A 15,300-nucleotide genomic window follows, 5' to 3' on the forward strand; every position below is an offset into this window, starting at 1 on the left:
CGCCGGGAATCGAGATCACGATGCCTACGATCAAGATCGACGGAAGGGAGATCCCCTTCGAGAGCGGTGACACGATCATCCGGGCGGCGCACCGCGCCGGGATCGACATCCCCCACTACTGCTGGCACCCCGGCCTCAGCGTCGCCGCCAACTGCAGGATGTGCCTCGTCGAGGTGCTGCCGCCGCCGGGGCGGCCGGCGATGAGCCTCGACATCCTCCGCTGGGACGAGGCCAAGCAGGACTACGTGCCGGCGGCGAAGCCGAAGCTCCAGCCGTCCTGCCAGATGGCGTGCTCGAACGGCATGGAGGTGCTGTCCGAGGGCAGCGACCACGTGGCCGAGGCGCGCTCGGCGGTGCAGGAGCTCCTGCTCCTGAACCACCCGGTCGACTGCCCGATCTGCGACCAGGCCGGCGAGTGCCGCCTCCAGGACTACTGGCTCGAGCACCAGCGCAAGGGCAAGCGGATGCAGCAGGAGCCGGTGCACAAGCCGAAGGCGGTCACCTTCGGGCCGACCATCGTCTACGACGCCGAGCGCTGCATCGTCTGCACGCGGTGCATCCGCGTCTGCAACGAGCTCGCCCGCGACCCGGTGCTCTCCGTCCGCGAGCGCGGCAACCTCGGGGAGATCACGGTCTCGCCGGGGCGCGAGCTCGACCACAACTACACGCTGATGACCGAGCACGTCTGCCCGGTCGGCGCGCTCACGTCGCGCGACTTCCGGTTCAAGGCGCGCGTCTGGTTCCTCCGCAGCGCCCGGACCGTGTGCCAGGGCTGCGCGACGGGCTGCAACGCGTACCTCGACTACGACCCGCGCAACAACACGCCGTACCGGCACCGCCCGCGCGAGAACATGGCGGTCAACACGTACTGGATGTGCGACGAGGGGATGCTCTCGTACCGGCGCGCGGTCGAGGGGCGGCTGCTCACGGCGCTCGTCGGCAACGACGACGCGAGCCTCGAGGACGCGCTCGCCGCGGCCAAGGAGCAGCTCAGCGGCCACGCCGACGACCCGTCGAAGGTCGCTGTCGTCCTGTCGGCCCAGCACTCGAACGAGGACAACTTCGCGCTCTACCACCTCGCGACGACGTACCTCGGCGCCACCGACTTCTTCGTGTCGGGCAAGCCGCTCGGCCAGGGTGACGACATCCTGATCAGCGAGGACAAGAACCCGAACACCCGCGGCGCCGTGCAGATCGCGGCGGCGACCCCGCCGCGCCCCGTCGCGGAGCTGCTCCAGGGCATCGCGTCGGGGCAGTACGCGTACGTCGTCGCGCTCGGGTCGGACCTCGAGGTCGACGCGGGCGAGGCGCAGCGGGCGCTGTCGCGGCTCAAGGGGGTGGTGACGATCGCCGCCCACGAGGGGCCGCTGGCGACGGCGGCGCGCGTGGCCCTGCCGGCGTGCTCGTGGGCCGAGGCCGAGGGGACGTACGTGAACCGGAAGGGCCTGGCGCAGCGGAGCGAGCGGGCGCTGCTCCCGCACGGCGACGCGCGCCCGGCCTGGGAGCTCATCGGCCGGCTCGGGCGCACGCTCGGGTACGCGACCGGGTGGAAGACCCTCGCCGAGCTGCGCCGCGCGATGCCGCCCGGCGCCGTCGCCGGCGCGGCGGCCGCGCCCGAGGCGGTGCTCGGCGCCGCGCCCCCCGCGCACACCTCGGCGGCGACAGCGCTCGCCGACGGGTCGCGGGTCGAGCCGAAGAAGACGGAGGCCACGGCATGACCATTGTCGAGCTCGTTCTCGCGATCGTGAAGATCCTGATCGTCGTCATGTTCCTGCTGAACATGGCGGCGATCGCGACCTGGGCCGACAGGCGCCAGGGCGCGATGGTGCAGGACCGCGTCGGCCCGAACCGGGCGGTCGTCTACCTGCCGTCGCTGCTCGTGCGCGGCATCGTGTTCCTCCCGCCGGCGGCGCTCGCGGCGCTCGCCGTGTTCACCGCGACGCGCCCGATGTCCGGGCCGTCCGCGGTCGAGGCGCTGGTGATCAGCGCGCAGTTCGCCGTGTTCGTGGCCTGGCTCAGCCTGCTCGTGATCTGCGCCTCGGCCCGCAGGAACGGCCCGAGCAACGCGGCCGAGGAGGCGCTCGCCCGGTTCGACCCGCGCAGCATCTTCTACGCCGGCGTCCTGGCCCACGTGCTGGCCTTCTTCGTCGCGCAGGCGATCCCGCTCTCGGCGGCGCCGACCGCGGCGCGCGTCGTGTGCGTGCTGCTCGGCGCGCTGCTCCTCGGGGCGGGCGCGCTCACGGCCCTGAGCGTGCCCGAGGGCAAGGTGCCGCTGCGCCTCCTCGGCACGCTCCACGCCGCCGCCGACGCGATCAAGATGATCTGGAAGGAGGACTTCATCCCGAAGAACGCCGACCGGCTCCTCCACTCGCTCGCGCCGCTGCTCGCGATGTTCCCGGCGCTGGTGACGTTCGCGGTCATCCCCTTCGGCGACAAGCTCTGCTTCGAGGACAACGGCGACCGGGTCTTCGGCTTCGGCGACCTCCCGCTCCTCAAGAACACGGTCGACCAGGCCTTCACGTGCAACGGCCACGTCGTGAACCTGCAGGTCGCCGACCTCAACGTCGGCATCCTCTACATCTTCGCGATGGCGGGCACGGGCATCATCGGCGCCGCGCTCGCCGGCTGGGCGAGCGACAACAAGTTCTCGCTGCTCGGCGGGCTGCGCGCCGCCAGCCAGATGGTCAGCTACGAGGTCGCGATGGGCCTCAGCGTCGTCGGGCTCTTCATCATCTACAGCAGCGTGCGGCTCGGCGACATGGTGCAGTGGCAGGCCGAGCACGCGTGGGGGATCTTCGTCCAGCCGGTCGCGTTCTTCCTGTTCCTCGCGGCGCTCGCGGCCGAGACGAAGCGCATCCCGTTCGACCAGCCCGAGGGCGAGAGCGAGATCGTCGCCGGCTACTTCGTCGAGTACTCCGGGATGAAGTTCGGCATGTTCATGACGGGCGAGTACGTGGAGCTCATCACGTCGAGCGCGCTCCTCGTCACGCTCTTCTTCGGCGGCTACCACCTGCCCTTCCTGGACCGCGACGGCATCAACATCGCCTTCGGCGACACGACGCTGTTCCAGTACAAGATGACGCACTTCGCCGTGAGCTTGACGTACTTCCTCGCGTTCTTCGGCAAGACGATCTTCATGACGTGGGTGCAGGTCTTCTTCCGCTGGACGCTGCCGCGCTTCCGCTACGACCAGGTGATGCGGCTCGGGTGGACGAAGCTCCTGCCGCTCACGATCGTCAACATGATGGTGACGGGCATCGTGGTGCTGGCGGTCGACTCGGCGCCCGCGGGGCTCCGCAGCAGCCTGCAGGTCGCCGCCGACGTCTCCCACGGGCTCGTCGCCCTCGGCGGCTTCGCGGCCGTCGTGGCGCTGATCGCCGGGCTCCTCGAGCCGGTCGAGCGTCACCACACCGTCAATTCCACCTCGGCCCGCTTCGCCGCTGCGGCCGGGGGCACCAAGGCAACGCCGCAGCAGGCGTAGAGGAGAGTCCCATGGCGAGAGCTACTCCGAGCAACCCCTGGACGAAGCCGGCCGGCAGGCCGATCACCGGCAAGCCGGTGCCGCGCCCTGTCCGGAGCGCCGACGTGCAGGCCTACATCCCCGAGATGGTCAAGGGGCTGGGGCTCACGATGAAGCACTTCTTCAAGAACACGAAGGAGATGGTGCTCGGCCAGAAGCCGGACCCGGTCCTCGAGTCGCTCCAGCCGGGGGTCACGACGATCAGCTACCCCGAGGAGAAGCGCCCCTACCCGGAGCGCTTCCGGGGCATCCACCGGCTCACGCTGCGCGAGGACAACTCGCCCCGCTGCGTCGCGTGCCTCTGCTGCTCGACGGCGTGCCCGGCGCAGTGCATCTCGATCGATCCGGCCGAGTACCCCGAGGGCGATCGTCGCCACGGCTACGAGCGGTACCCGAGCAGCTTCGTCATCGACGAGCTCCGCTGCGTGTTCTGCGGCTACTGCGTCGAGGCGTGCCCCGTCGACGCCATCCGCATGGACACCGGCCTGCACGCGGTGCCCTACGACTCGCGCGAGCAGTTCATCTACAAGCGCGAGCTCCTCATGACCCTCGCGGACCGCTCGGGCTCGCGGCTGACCGCGAACCGGCGCCACGAGCCGGGCGACCCGACGCACCCCGGCCTGACGCGCGAGCACGCGGATCACTGACCTGGCTCGCGCGTCCGGCGGCGACGCGGCGACGCCCGCCGGGCGGCGGCGCCAGGCGGGCGCGGGGCCTCTCGCCCGGATCCCGCCGGGCGGCTGAGCGCCCGGATCCCGCCGGGCGGCTGAGCCCGGGGGCCTCTCGCCCGGGTGAGGTTCTGCTAGAAGAGCGGGCCATGGCGACGACGTACGGCTCCTTCGAGGCGGTCATCGGGCTCGAGGTCCACGCGCAGCTCCTCACCCGCACCAAGGCGTTCTGCGGCTGTGCGACGAGCTTCGGAGACCCGCCGAACACGCACACGTGCCCGGTCTGCCTCGGGCTCCCCGGGGCGCTCCCGGTCCTGAACCGCGAGGCGGTGCGGATGGCGGTGAGCGCCGCGCTCGCGCTCGGCTGCGCCGTCCAGGAGAGCAGCATCTTCGCGCGGAAGAACTACTTCTACCCGGACCTGCCGAAGGGCTTTCAGCTCAGCCAGTACGACCGGCCGCTCGCGCTCCGCGGCGTGCTCGAGATCGAGACCGAGGCGGGGAAGAAGCGGGCGGGGATCACGCGCGTGCACATGGAGGAGGACGCCGGCAAGAACCTCCACGGCATCGGCGGCCTGTCGGTCGTCGATCTCAACCGCGCCGGCACGCCGCTCATCGAGATCGTCGGCGAGCCCGACCTGAGCTCGGGCGTCGAGGCGGCCGAGTACCTGAAGCGGCTGCGCGAGATCCTGATGTTCATCGGCGTGAACGACGGCAACCTCGAGCAGGGCAGCTTCCGCTGCGACGCCAACGTCTCGGTCCGCAGGGCAGGGGAGACGAAGCTCGGCACGCGGACGGAGCTCAAGAACATCAACTCGTTCCGCTTCGTCGCCGAGGCGATCGATCTCGAGATCCGGCGGCAGATCGCGCTCATCGAGCAGGGCGGCCGGGTGCGGCAGCAGACCCGCGGGTACAACGCCGAGAAGAAGGAGACGTACCTCCTTCGCGACAAGGAGAACGAGTCCGGCTACCGGTACTTCCCCGAGCCGGATCTGCCGCCGCTCGTCGTGGACGAGGCGTTCCTCGCCGACGTGCGCGCCGCGCTCCCCGAGCCGCCGGTGGACAAGCGGCGCCGCTTCACCGAGTCGCTCGGGCTCACGCCGTACGCGGCGTCGGTGCTGACGGGCCACCCGCAGATCGCGGTGTTCTTCGAGGAGGCGGCGCGCCTCCACGGCGACGCGGTGAAGGTGGCGAACTTCGTCCAGGGCGAGGTGCTGCGCGACGCCCGCACGACGGGGTTGTCGGCGACGTTCCCTGTCACCCCGGCGCAGGTGGCCGGGCTGCTGCGCCTCGTGGACGAGGGCGCGATCAGCGGCAAGCAGGCCAAGGAGGTGTACACGGAGATGGCCGGCACCGACCGGGCGCCCGGCGACATCGTCCGCGACAAGGGGATGGCCGTCATGAGCGACGCGTCCGCGATCGAGGCGATCGCCGCGTCGGTCATCGCCGCGAACGCGAAGCAGGCGGCGGCGTACCGCGCCGGCAAGACCGCGCTGCTCGGCTTCTTCGTCGGGCAGATCATGAAGCAGACGGGGGGCAGCGCGAACCCCGCGGTCGTGAACGAGGTGCTGAAGCGGCTGCTCGAGGGCGCTCCTGTCGCGGGCGCGTGAAGGAGCTTTCTCCGCGCCCGGGCGTGAAATAGGGTAGCCGCTCAGGCGATCTCGCCGCCGAGCCCGGCCGAAGCGCTGCACGGGGTCGCGTCGGCGAGGCGAGTCCGGGCGGCGTCGCGCGACGGAGGAGGGGGAGCGAGGGATGAACCAGGGCGGCTCTGGGAGCGGCGGTGGCGGATGGGGACAGCCCCCCGGCGGAGGCGGCTACGGCCCGCCCGGCGGAGGTGGTGACGGCCCGCCCGGCGGAGGCGGTGACGGCCCGCCCGGCGGAGGTGGTCATGGTCCGACCGGCGGAGGCGGCTACGGCCCGCCCGGCGGAGGTGGTCACGGTCCGACCGGCGGCGGCTACGGTCCGACCGGCGGCGGCTACGGTCCGCCCGGGGGCGGCTACGGCCCGCCCGGCGGCGGCTACGGCCCGCCCGGGGGCGGCTACGGCCCGCCCGGGGGCGGCTACGGTCCGCCTCCAGGCATGCAGTCGCCCTACCGCGCGCCGCCTGGCGGCGGGACCGGCAATAACCTCGAGCGGTTCCTCAAGCCCGGCCTGATCGGGGGCGTCGTGGGCGGCGTGCTGTCCGGCCTGCCGCTGGTCAACCTGCTCAACTGCTGCTTCTGCCTGCTCAACGTCGCCGGCGCCGCCGTCGCTGTCTCGCTCTACCTCAACGAGCACCCGCACGAGCGCCTCTCCGGCAACGACGCGGCGCTCTGCGGCGCCATCGCAGGCGCGGCCGCCGGCCTGATCGCCGGCGTCTTCGACCTGGTCATCAAGGTCCTCTTCGGCACCCTCCTCGGGGGCCTCTACGCCAGCCTCCCCCCGGACCTCGTCAAGAACCTGGCGGTCGGCAGCATCACCGCCGCGATCTACATCCCGTTCTACGCGATCGCCTACAGTGCCATGGGCGCGCTCGGCGGCTTCCTCTCCTTGCAGCTCCTCTTCAAGGATCGCCTCGCCTCCTGATCAGCCCGGCGACCCGGACACCTGAAGCATGGCCAGCGAACATCCCCTCGACGCCCTCCGCTTCCCCCTCCGCGCCGCCGGCTTCGTCGGCCTCACCTTCGGCATGTACGGCCTGCTCGAGGTCGACACGGCGCTCTCCAGCGCGGCCGACCGCGAGGTGGTCCTACATACATGGATGCGCCGTTACGGTCGCGCGCTCCTCAAGCTGTACGGCCTCGACGTGCGCGTCAGCGGTCTGAGCGGCCTTTTCCAGCAGGAGCCCGCCCGCGGCCCCGCCGCCGGCGCGCAGTACTACCCCGGCCGCGATCCTGCCGGCGTCGGGCGGGTGTTCGTGATGAACCACCGCTCCGCGCTCGACATCATGGTCACGCTCGCCTTCTTCGAGGCGACGGTCGTGAGCCGCGCCGATCTCGCCGGATGGCCGGTCGTCGGCGTGGCGGCGCGCCGCGTCGGCACGCTCTTCGTCGACCGATCGAGCAAGCGCAGCGGCTCCGCCGTCGTGCAGGCGATGTGCACGGCGCTCAAGCGCGGCCGTGGTGTGATGGTCTACCCCGAGGGGACCACGTTCTCCGGGGACGAGGTCCGGCCGTTCCGCGCCGGCGCCTTCACCGCGGCGTGCCGCGTCGGCGCGCAGATCGTCCCCGTCGGCCTCGCGTACGGCGGCGCCGATTCCTCGTACGTGGACGAGTCGTTCGCGGCGCACATGGCCCGGGTGAGCCGTGCGCGACGTATCCCCGTGGCGCTCGAGGTCGGCGCGCCCATCGCCACCGCCGGCCAGAACGTCGACGCCGTCCGTGATGAGTCGCACCAGGCCGTCCAGACGCTGGTCCGCCGCGCCCGCGCTCGGCTCGCCTCCGACATATAGAGCGCCGGGCTCCGATCGCGCGCCGGCGCCGCTGGCTTCTGCGATCGCCCCTCGCTACCATGCGGCCGGCTGTCGACCATCATGGAGCGTGAAGGCAACCCGAGCGAGACCGCCATGGCGTGGCAGGTCCTGAAGCAGCCCCGCGGTGGAGCGATCCATAATGAGCTGATGTTCCTGGCGGATGCGAGCGAGCAGCTCACCGGATCGCTGGATCCGCACACCATCCTCGAGCGGCTCGCGCGTCTGTCGGTGCCCTTCCTCGCGGACTGGTGCACGGTCGATCTGATCGAGCGCGGCGCCGCGGACACCATGGGCCTGGTCGGCTCCGTCCCGCCGCCGGCGCCCCAGAGCGACGCGCCGTCGTTCGCGCCCGGGGTGAGCGCGCTCGACCTGACGCCCGCGCCGGGGATCCACGCGGCGCGGCGCCAGCGCGCCGCGGCCGAGGCGGCGGGCTCCGATCGCGCGGGCCACGCGGGCGGCGCGAAGCACAAGTTCTGCCGGGTCGCGGCGAGGCACGTGAACCCCGAGCGCGAGGGGCTGCTGCGCGCGATCTCGCCCGACGCCGAGGAGCGCCTCGGCATCGCCAAGGTGCTGCACAGCGGCGAGTCCGAGCTGCTCCACGAGCTCGACGGCAGCCAGAGCGACGAGGCCGCCGAGCGCGCCGCCGCGCTGGAGCAGCTCGGCACGCGCTCGGCGATGGCGGTGCCGCTCATCGCGCGCGGCCGCAAGCTCGGCGTGCTGTCGTTCGGCGTCTCCGAGTCGAACCGCGTCTACTCCGCCGACGACCTCGTGCTCGCGGCCGAGCTCGCGCACCGCGTGGCGCTGGCGCTCGACAACGCCTACCTCTACCGCAAGGCGGAGGAGGCGCGGCAGTCCGCGGAGCGGAGCGCGGACCGGGCCGCGTGGCTCTTCGCGGTCACGGCCGCGCTGTCCGACGCGATCACGCCGCCCGCGGTGCTCCGCGTGCTCGCGAGCGACGTCGTCGCGGCCGCCGGCGGGATCACGGCCATGGTGGCGCTGCGCGCCGGGCTCGGCGGCGAGCTCGAGACGGTGCGCTCGACGGGCTACCTCGAGGCGCAGATCGCGCGCTTCAAGACCTTCGACCTCGGCGCGGAGCTGCCGCTGGCGCGCGCGGTCCGCGAGCGGCAGCCGATCTTCCTCGAGTCGGAGGCGCGCTTCCGCGAGTTCGATCCGAGCTTCGCGGCCTGCTGCGCCACGACGGGCGAGCACGCGTACGCCGCGATCCCGCTCTTCCTGGAGGGGCGCGTGCTCGGCGCCGTGGGCTTCGGCTTCTCGACGCCGCAGTCGTTCACCGAGGACGACCGGGCGTTCATGCTCGCGCTGGTCCAGCAGAGCGCGCAGGCGCTCGAGCGGGCGCGCCTCTCCGCGCTGCAGACGGAGGAGGCGATGCACCTCTCGCACGAGGTGCTGAAGCAGATGCCGGAGGCGATCCTCGTCACGGACGTCGAGGGCAACATCCGCTACTGGATGGGCGAGGCCGAGTCGATCTTCGGCTACCTCTCGGAGGAGATCGTCGGCAAGAGCATGTCGCTGCTCCACCGCGAGGACCTGCGGGAGGAGAGCACGGGCCGGATCCTCCAGCAGATCGAGGACGCGCGCACGTTCGTGGGCGAGGTCCCGTGCGTGCGGCGGGACGGCTCCGAGGTGCCGATCGAGATCACGGCCTACGCGGTCCACGATCAGGAGGGCCGGCCGCTGTTCCTCGTCGGCATCCACCGCGACATCACCGATCGCAAGCGGGCCGAGGAGGAGCGCGCGCGGCTCATCCGGGTGCAGGCGGCGCGCGCCGAGGCCGAGGAGGCGGCGCGGCGGTTCGCGTTCCTCGCCGAGCTCAGCACCGCGCTCGCCGCGTCGCTGGACTTCACGGCGACGCTCCAGTCGCTCGCGCGGCTGGTCCTCCCGGTGCTGGCCGATTTCTGCCTGATCGACATCGACGACGGCCTCGGCCTGCGCCACGTCGCGGTCGCGCACGTGAGCCCGCTGAAGGAGCCGCTGCTCCGGTATTTCCACCCGAGCCGCGTCGAGGGCGAGCCGGGCCCGGTGGCGCGCGTGCTGCGCACGGGCCGGTCGGAGCTCTACGCGGACGTGCGCGGCGACGTGCTGCTGCACGAGGCGATGACGAGCGAGGAGGCCGCGGCGAACCGCGCGCTCGCGCCGCTCTCGTACCTCGTCGTGGCGCTCCGGGCGCGCGGGCGCATCCTCGGGGCGATCTCGCTCGTGTCGTCGGAGTCGGGCCGGTTCTTCGAGCGGGCGGACGTCGCGTTCGCGGAGGAGGTCGCGCACCGCGCCGCGCTCGCGCTCGACAACGCGCGCCTCTACCGGGAGGTGCAGGACGCGAACCGCTTGAAGGACGAGTTCCTCGGGACCGTGTCGCACGAGCTGCGCACGCCGCTCAACGCGATCCTCGGCTGGGCGAGGATGATGCAGGCGGGCTCGCTCGACCGGGTCGCGGAGACGCGGGCGCTGTCGGCGATCGAGCGCAACGCCGAGCACCAGGTGACGCTGATCGACGAGCTGCTCGACGCCTCGCAGGTGGTGACGGGCACGCTGAAGATCGAGCGGCTCGCGGTGGAGCTGACGCTGCCGGTGCAGACGGCGGTCGAGTCGATCCTGCCCTCCGCGGCGGGCAAGGGCGTGGCGATCGAGACGCGGCTCGACCCGGAGGGCGTGTTCGTGGAGGGCGATCCGGCGCGGCTCCAGCAGGTCGTGTGGCACCTGCTCTCGAACGCGGTGAAGTTCGCGCGGCCGGGCGGGCTGGTCCAGGTGCAGCTGTCGCAGGACGAGCGCTTCGCCGAGATCCGGGTGAGCGACGACGGGGAGGGCATCACGGCGGATCAGCTGCCGCACGTCTTCGAGCGCTTCCGGCACGAGGACAGCAGCAGCGGGCGCCGGCACGGGGGGCTCGGGCTGGGGCTGTCGATCGTGCGGCACATCGTCGGGCTGCACGGCGGCACGGTGCGCATGACGAGCGCCGGGCCCGGGCGGGGGACGACGTGCACGGTGCAGCTGCCGCTGTCGACGGGGGCCACGGCGACGGCGCTGACGAGCGCGGGGATCGCGCCCGATCCCCGCAATCCGTTCCCGAGGCTCACCGGGGTGCGGGTGTTGATCGCGGACGACGATCCGGACACGCTGGCGATGCTGTCGTCGGTGCTCCGGCGCTGCGGGGCCGAGGTCAGCACGGCGACGTCGAGCACCGAGGCGCTCAAGCTGCTGGAGACGTCGGAGCCGGCGCTGCTCGTGGTCGATATAGGGATGCCAGGGGAAGACGGGTACTCGCTGATCCGGAAGGTGCGGGACCTCTTGCCGCGCAAGGTGGGGCGGACGCCGGCGCTGGCGCTCACGCCGTACGCGCGGACCGAAGACCGGGTGCGGGCGCTGGCGGCGGGGTACCAGATGCACGTGCCCAAGCCGATCGAGCCGATCGAGCTGGCGGCGGCGGTGAAGAGCCTGGCTACCGGGCTGGGGGCGTGGGGGCGGGACGAGTGACGGGGGATCCAGGGGGCACGCGCCGGGGTGGGGCTGTGCGCGGCAGCGGAGTGACGGGGGTCCAAGGGGGCACGCGCCGGGGTGGGGCTGTGCGCGGCAGCGCGCGGGGGGCGCTGGCCATCCGCCAAGACGGGCGGCGGGAGAGCTTACGCATGGAACACCGCCCGGCATGTCTCACTTCGGGCCACGCCCTCTGAGACGTTTCGTCGCGCGCCACACAAGGCGCGCCTGAGACGTGGCGCCAGCTGAGACCTCATGGCACCTCGTTCGGTGCTCCAGCGCGCCCCCCGCGCGCTGCCGCGCACAGCCCCACCCCGGCGCTCACGCCTTGACGCCCGTTGGAGAGAAAAAAGGGGGGCGCTCCGGGCCGCCGCGGCCATGGACGGGGGCGGCGCGCGAAGAACGCGCTCGCATTGCGGAGTGACGCCGGCTGGAAGGGGGACCACCCCGGGGGCGGAGGCGAAAAGGGCGCCAGACCCGGGGGGGACCGGGGGTACGAGGCGAAAAGGGCAACCGTGAAGCGGTTTGGGGCAACCGCGAGGCGGTTTGGGGCAACCGCGAGGCGGTTTGGGGCAACCGCGAGGCGGTTTGGGGCAACCGCGAGGCGGTTTGGGGCAACCGCGAGGCGGTTTGGGGCAACCGCGAGGCGGTTTGGGGCAACCGCGAGGCGGTTTGGGGCAACCGTGAAGCGGTTTGGGGCAACCGTGAGGCGGTTAGCGCGACCGTGGAGCGGTTCAGGTAGCCGTGGAGCGGTCAGTGCAGCATTGGAGCGGTTCAGGGCAACCGTGGAGCGGTTTGGTGATCGCCATTCGCTGGATCTTAGCGACGGAGTAAAGTCCGAAGTTTCGCTCGCGCTCGGCCGACCTGCCTCATCGCAGTCGAGCTGGGCATGCCGAGCGTGTGTGCGATGTCGCGGATACCGTGGCCGGCTGCGCAGAGGGCGAGCATGTCCCGGTCGGGTTGCGGCAGCCTGGACAAGGCGAGGCGCACGGCGAGCAGACGCTCGCGCGCCTCGACGAGGTGCTCGTCGTCCCGCGGCGGCTCCGGCTGCACGCTCCACGGCTCCGCCACCGGGATCTCCCGGCGGACCCAGGCGCGTTTGCAGTGGTGCCCCACGTTGCGCCAGACGATTCCGTAAAGCCAGCCGAGAAGCGCTCGGCGCGGGTCGACGGATGCGTCCGGGCGATACCTGTCCTCTTCGACTGCCATCCACGCAGCCAGGAGCACGGACTGCACCACATCCTCACGGTCGCGGGGCGCTACGCCGCCAGCAATGACGAGCGCGTCTATCCAGCAGCGCTCGGCGATGATGCGCTCCACAGGAATGCGGATCGCGGGGTGCTTGGCAAAAGATGGGAGGCTGCCCCGGGGCGCGCTGCGCTCGCGGACAGCGGTCGTCTTGCGGCGTCGAGTCTGCATACCGGACCTCGGCAAGAGGTGTCTGTCGAGAAGCCCTCAACACCATCGCGCCCCCGTCGCGGCCACGCGCGAGCGTGCGCGCAGGCCGACATCGCAGCTCGCCCGTCAAGACAGCCCACGTCGAGGCCACCGGGCGCCGAGGCGCGTGATGCCTCGCCGCGGAGGCGCTGTACTTCAGTGATCGCGCGCGAGAGGCGTCGAGAGAGCCAGCGGCACGTGGCGGTCGGGCGCGGGAACGACGCCCGACAGACCGTGGCGGCGCTGCCCCAGCAGTGCGCGCGCCAGCGCGTCATCCCCGATCGCGCGCGCGGCGGCGGCCATCCTCAGGCGCTCCTGCTCGTCACCGTGCGCGACCATCCAGCGATTCGACGGGCGGGACATGTCTCGAGGACGAAGAGACGCATTGTTGTTGCTGCTCGAGGCCACCTGCGGTCCTGGCGAAGGCAGCTTGCTGCTCGCGGATAGATACGAGAGCTCGCTCGCTTCCACCACAGGCGCCGAGGTCGACGCAGCGTGAGCACGCGCCGCGAGCGAGGTGCCCGACAGCGCCGCGCCGCCGGAGCGAAGACCTCCGTGCCCGGCCAGCAGGAGCCCTGCTATCAGGACGACGCTCCAGGCGCTCACCGCGAGCGAGGCGCAGGCGTGAGCGAGGGGCCGTATCCGCGGTGCCCTCGCGCCGCGCACCACGTCACGGACCGCGCGCCCGGCGCGATGCAGCAGGCGCTCCCGCCATGCGGTGCGGCGGGAACGCTCCCCCGAGCCACCGGCCGCGCGCACCGGCAGCAGGGCGGCGAGGCGGCGGTGATGGCGCGCCTGCCAGCGGCGCGCCGCCGCCTTGAGCTCCTCGCGGCCGTGGCGGACTCGGCTCTTCACGGTCGTGGCAGGTATCGAGAGCAGCTCCGCCACACGCGGGATCCCTGCCTCATCGAGCTCGTGGGCAATCACTGCCTGGCGCCGCTCCGGCGGCAGCTCGAGGAGCAGCGTCGACAGGAGCTGCCTCCGCTCGTGCTCCATCCGGCGCTCCTCGGAGCTCGGCGCCTCGTCGGCGACCTCCAGCGGTTCGTCCGGCCACGGCTGCTCGCGCCGCCGACTGGCGCGGCGCCGGTACATGGACGCATGGTTGCGAACGATCGCCTTCAGCCACGCGCGCAGCTCGCCCCGCGCCGGATCGAAGGTGGCCAGTGCCCGCGAGATGCTGTGGAGCACCTCCTGAAGCACATCCTCCCTGTCGGCCTCCGGGATCCTCTCCGACACGACGCAGCCGCGCAGGTAACGGAGGTGCTCGCGGACGAGGGTCTCCCAGGTGGGCAGCGGCGCTCCGGCGGACGCGCCGCGAGGATCCTTTGCATCCATGCCCGATCCATTATCCGCCGGTTACCCGACGGGGCCCGAAATCGTTCCCGCGCCGCCGGGCTGACGATGTTGTGTTCCTGGTGGATTCCGGGTCCCCAGGAGGCGCTGAGCCGACTGGCGAGGCGTGAGCGGAGGGCGGTTTCTCGCTGCATTACGTGGACGTCTTCTGTTTCGCCATCAAAAATCTCGCGCGCTCGGGCTCGGGATGCATGCTTGCGGGCCATCGGTGAGCTGCATAGGCTCGCGGCTCATGCGCTGGACGAGGTGCTCGGGGCTCGCGCTCCTGTTGTGCGCTTCAGGCTGGAGCCGCGGCGCGCTGGCCGAGGCGCCGCAGTCGCCCGGTGCGGAGGCGGGGGGCTCGCCCGCGACGGTCGCACCCTCAGGAGCCTCGCGCTCCGCCGCTGCACCCGCGGGCTTCTCGTCCGCGACGACCGCGGAGACGCTGCGCCGCGCGGAGCCGGCGCGGCGCGCGGGGCGTTGGGAGGACGCGGCGGCGGCGTATCGAACGGCGTGGGAGTCGACCGGCGACCCTCGCTGGGCCGGGGAGCTCGGGCTGACGGAGCTCTCGCTGCGCCGCTACCGCGATGCCGCGGAGCACCTGCGCCGGGCGCTCGACGCGGGGGACACGCTCGCGCCCGGCGTGAGGGCTGGGTTCCAGCAGGGGCTCCAGCGCGCCGCGCAGGAGGTCGCCGCGGTCGCGATCGTGGTGGGCAAGCCCGAGGCCGAGGTGTTCATGGACGGCCGGCGCGTCGGCCAGGGGCTCGCCACCTACGTGGTCTATGTCGAGCCCGGCAGCCACGAGGCGCGGGCGACGCTGCACGGTCACGAGGACGGCGTGGGGCGGTTCCAGGCGCTGCGCGGGGACACGCCGGCGATCGGGCTGGCCTTGAAAGAGAGGCCGCCGGCGCCTCGGCCGGCGGCGGTGGTGGTGCCGCGCATCGCGGCGGCTGCGCCGGGGCCGGCGGCGTTGCGGCCTGGGACCAAGGGGACGGCGATCGGCCCGGCGATCCGGGTCGGGGGGCTCGCGCTCGCGTCCGCGGGCGTCGTGGTCGGCCTGGGGTTCGCAATCGCGTGGGCGGTCAAGGACGGCGAGGTCGAGGCGCTGCGCGAGGAGGTGATCGGCGCGAGCGGGTCACTCGCGTGCAACCCGCACAAAGCGGTCACCGATGCGCGGTGCCCCCAGCTCCGGGACGCGGTCGAGGCCCGTGACGCCCTGGGCCTGGTCTCGATCGCGAGCTTCGTGGCGAGCGGTGTCATCGGCGCGACGGCGCTCTCGTCGTTCTGGTGGGCGCCCGCGCCGGAACAGGGCGGCGTCCGTGTGGCCCCGCGGGTGACGGCGCACGGCGGTGGGGTCCGGATCGAAGGCGCGTGGTGACCACCCGGCGTGAAGGAAGGAGGAGCGC

11 protein-coding genes are annotated in these 15,300 nt (G+C 72.4%); 9 read left to right on the forward strand and 2 right to left on the reverse strand.

Annotation, left to right across the window (positions count from 1 at the left end; genetic code table 11):
- Nucleotides 1–20 precede the first annotated feature (20 nt).
- From WME89_RS03825 to WME89_RS03860, 8 genes are all read left to right on the forward strand, one after another.
- Nucleotides 21–1,718, forward strand: coding sequence for a 2Fe-2S iron-sulfur cluster-binding protein (locus WME89_RS03825; RefSeq protein WP_438007903.1), 1,698 nt, complete (start codon nt 21–23; stop codon nt 1,716–1,718).
- Nucleotides 1,715–3,481, forward strand: a complete 1,767-nt coding sequence (locus WME89_RS03830) for a complex I subunit 1/NuoH family protein (RefSeq protein ID WP_438007904.1) — start codon at nt 1,715–1,717, stop codon at nt 3,479–3,481. Before WME89_RS03825 ends, WME89_RS03830 begins: the two co-directional genes overlap by 4 nt.
- 11 nt (nt 3,482–3,492) lie before the next feature.
- Complete coding sequence (locus WME89_RS03835) at nt 3,493–4,167, forward strand: NuoI/complex I 23 kDa subunit family protein (protein ID WP_438007905.1); 675 nt, start codon at nt 3,493–3,495, stop codon at nt 4,165–4,167.
- A gap of 170 nt (nt 4,168–4,337) precedes the next feature.
- Nucleotides 4,338–5,795 (forward strand): Asp-tRNA(Asn)/Glu-tRNA(Gln) amidotransferase subunit GatB, encoded by a 1,458-nt coding sequence (gatB, locus tag WME89_RS03840; protein ID WP_438007906.1) that lies wholly within the window; start codon nt 4,338–4,340, stop codon nt 5,793–5,795.
- 142 nt (nt 5,796–5,937) lie between these two features.
- A complete protein-coding gene (locus tag WME89_RS03845; protein WP_438007907.1) occupies nt 5,938–6,750 on the forward strand; it encodes a hypothetical protein in 813 nt (270 codons plus the stop codon).
- Between the two features lie 28 nt (nt 6,751–6,778).
- Nucleotides 6,779–7,615 (forward strand): lysophospholipid acyltransferase family protein, encoded by an 837-nt coding sequence (locus WME89_RS03850; protein WP_438007908.1) that lies wholly within the window; start codon nt 6,779–6,781, stop codon nt 7,613–7,615.
- Between the two features lie 81 nt (nt 7,616–7,696).
- Nucleotides 7,697–11,125, forward strand: coding sequence for a GAF domain-containing protein (locus WME89_RS03855; protein ID WP_438007909.1), 3,429 nt, complete (start codon nt 7,697–7,699; stop codon nt 11,123–11,125).
- 430 nt (nt 11,126–11,555) lie between these two features.
- The gene (locus WME89_RS03860) at nt 11,556–11,867 is read left to right on the forward strand and encodes a hypothetical protein (RefSeq protein ID WP_438011884.1); all 312 of its coding nucleotides are present in this window, start codon (nt 11,556–11,558) and stop codon (nt 11,865–11,867) included.
- A gap of 77 nt (nt 11,868–11,944) precedes the next feature.
- On the opposite strand, the gene WME89_RS03865 is transcribed toward WME89_RS03860, so the two are convergent.
- Nucleotides 11,945–12,544 (reverse strand): RNA polymerase sigma factor, encoded by a 600-nt coding sequence (locus WME89_RS03865; protein ID WP_438007910.1) that lies wholly within the window; start codon nt 12,542–12,544, stop codon nt 11,945–11,947.
- Nucleotides 12,545–12,718: 174 nt separating this feature from the next.
- The gene (locus WME89_RS03870) at nt 12,719–13,897 is read right to left on the reverse strand and encodes a sigma-70 family RNA polymerase sigma factor (RefSeq protein ID WP_438007911.1); all 1,179 of its coding nucleotides are present in this window, start codon (nt 13,895–13,897) and stop codon (nt 12,719–12,721) included.
- Between the two features lie 250 nt (nt 13,898–14,147).
- Between WME89_RS03870 and WME89_RS03875 the strand changes: the two genes are divergently transcribed.
- Nucleotides 14,148–15,272 (forward strand): hypothetical protein, encoded by a 1,125-nt coding sequence (locus WME89_RS03875; RefSeq protein ID WP_438007912.1) that lies wholly within the window; start codon nt 14,148–14,150, stop codon nt 15,270–15,272.
- Nucleotides 15,273–15,300 lie beyond the last annotated feature (28 nt).

The organism is Sorangium sp. So ce321 (assembly GCF_051530195.1).
Lineage (GTDB): Bacteria > Myxococcota_A > Polyangia > Polyangiales > Polyangiaceae > Sorangium.

Bases quoted from the DNA above. Each gene is read 5' to 3' on its own strand.
- gatB (WP_438007906.1), top strand. From the start codon at position 4,338: ATGGCGACGACGTACGGCTCCTTCGAGGCGGTCATCGGGCTCGAGGTC.
- WME89_RS03825 (WP_438007903.1), top strand. From the start codon at position 21: ATGCCTACGATCAAGATCGACGGAAGGGAGATCCCCTTCGAGAGCGGT.
- WME89_RS03870 (WP_438007911.1), bottom strand. From the start codon at position 13,897: ATGGATGCAAAGGATCCTCGCGGCGCGTCCGCCGGAGCGCCGCTGCCC.
- WME89_RS03845 (WP_438007907.1), top strand. From the start codon at position 5,938: ATGAACCAGGGCGGCTCTGGGAGCGGCGGTGGCGGATGGGGACAGCCC.
- WME89_RS03830 (WP_438007904.1), top strand. From the start codon at position 1,715: ATGACCATTGTCGAGCTCGTTCTCGCGATCGTGAAGATCCTGATCGTC.
- WME89_RS03850 (WP_438007908.1), top strand. From the start codon at position 6,779: ATGGCCAGCGAACATCCCCTCGACGCCCTCCGCTTCCCCCTCCGCGCC.
- WME89_RS03855 (WP_438007909.1), top strand. From the start codon at position 7,697: ATGGAGCGTGAAGGCAACCCGAGCGAGACCGCCATGGCGTGGCAGGTC.
- WME89_RS03875 (WP_438007912.1), top strand. From the start codon at position 14,148: ATGCGCTGGACGAGGTGCTCGGGGCTCGCGCTCCTGTTGTGCGCTTCA.
- WME89_RS03835 (WP_438007905.1), top strand. From the start codon at position 3,493: ATGGCGAGAGCTACTCCGAGCAACCCCTGGACGAAGCCGGCCGGCAGG.
- WME89_RS03865 (WP_438007910.1), bottom strand. From the start codon at position 12,544: ATGCAGACTCGACGCCGCAAGACGACCGCTGTCCGCGAGCGCAGCGCG.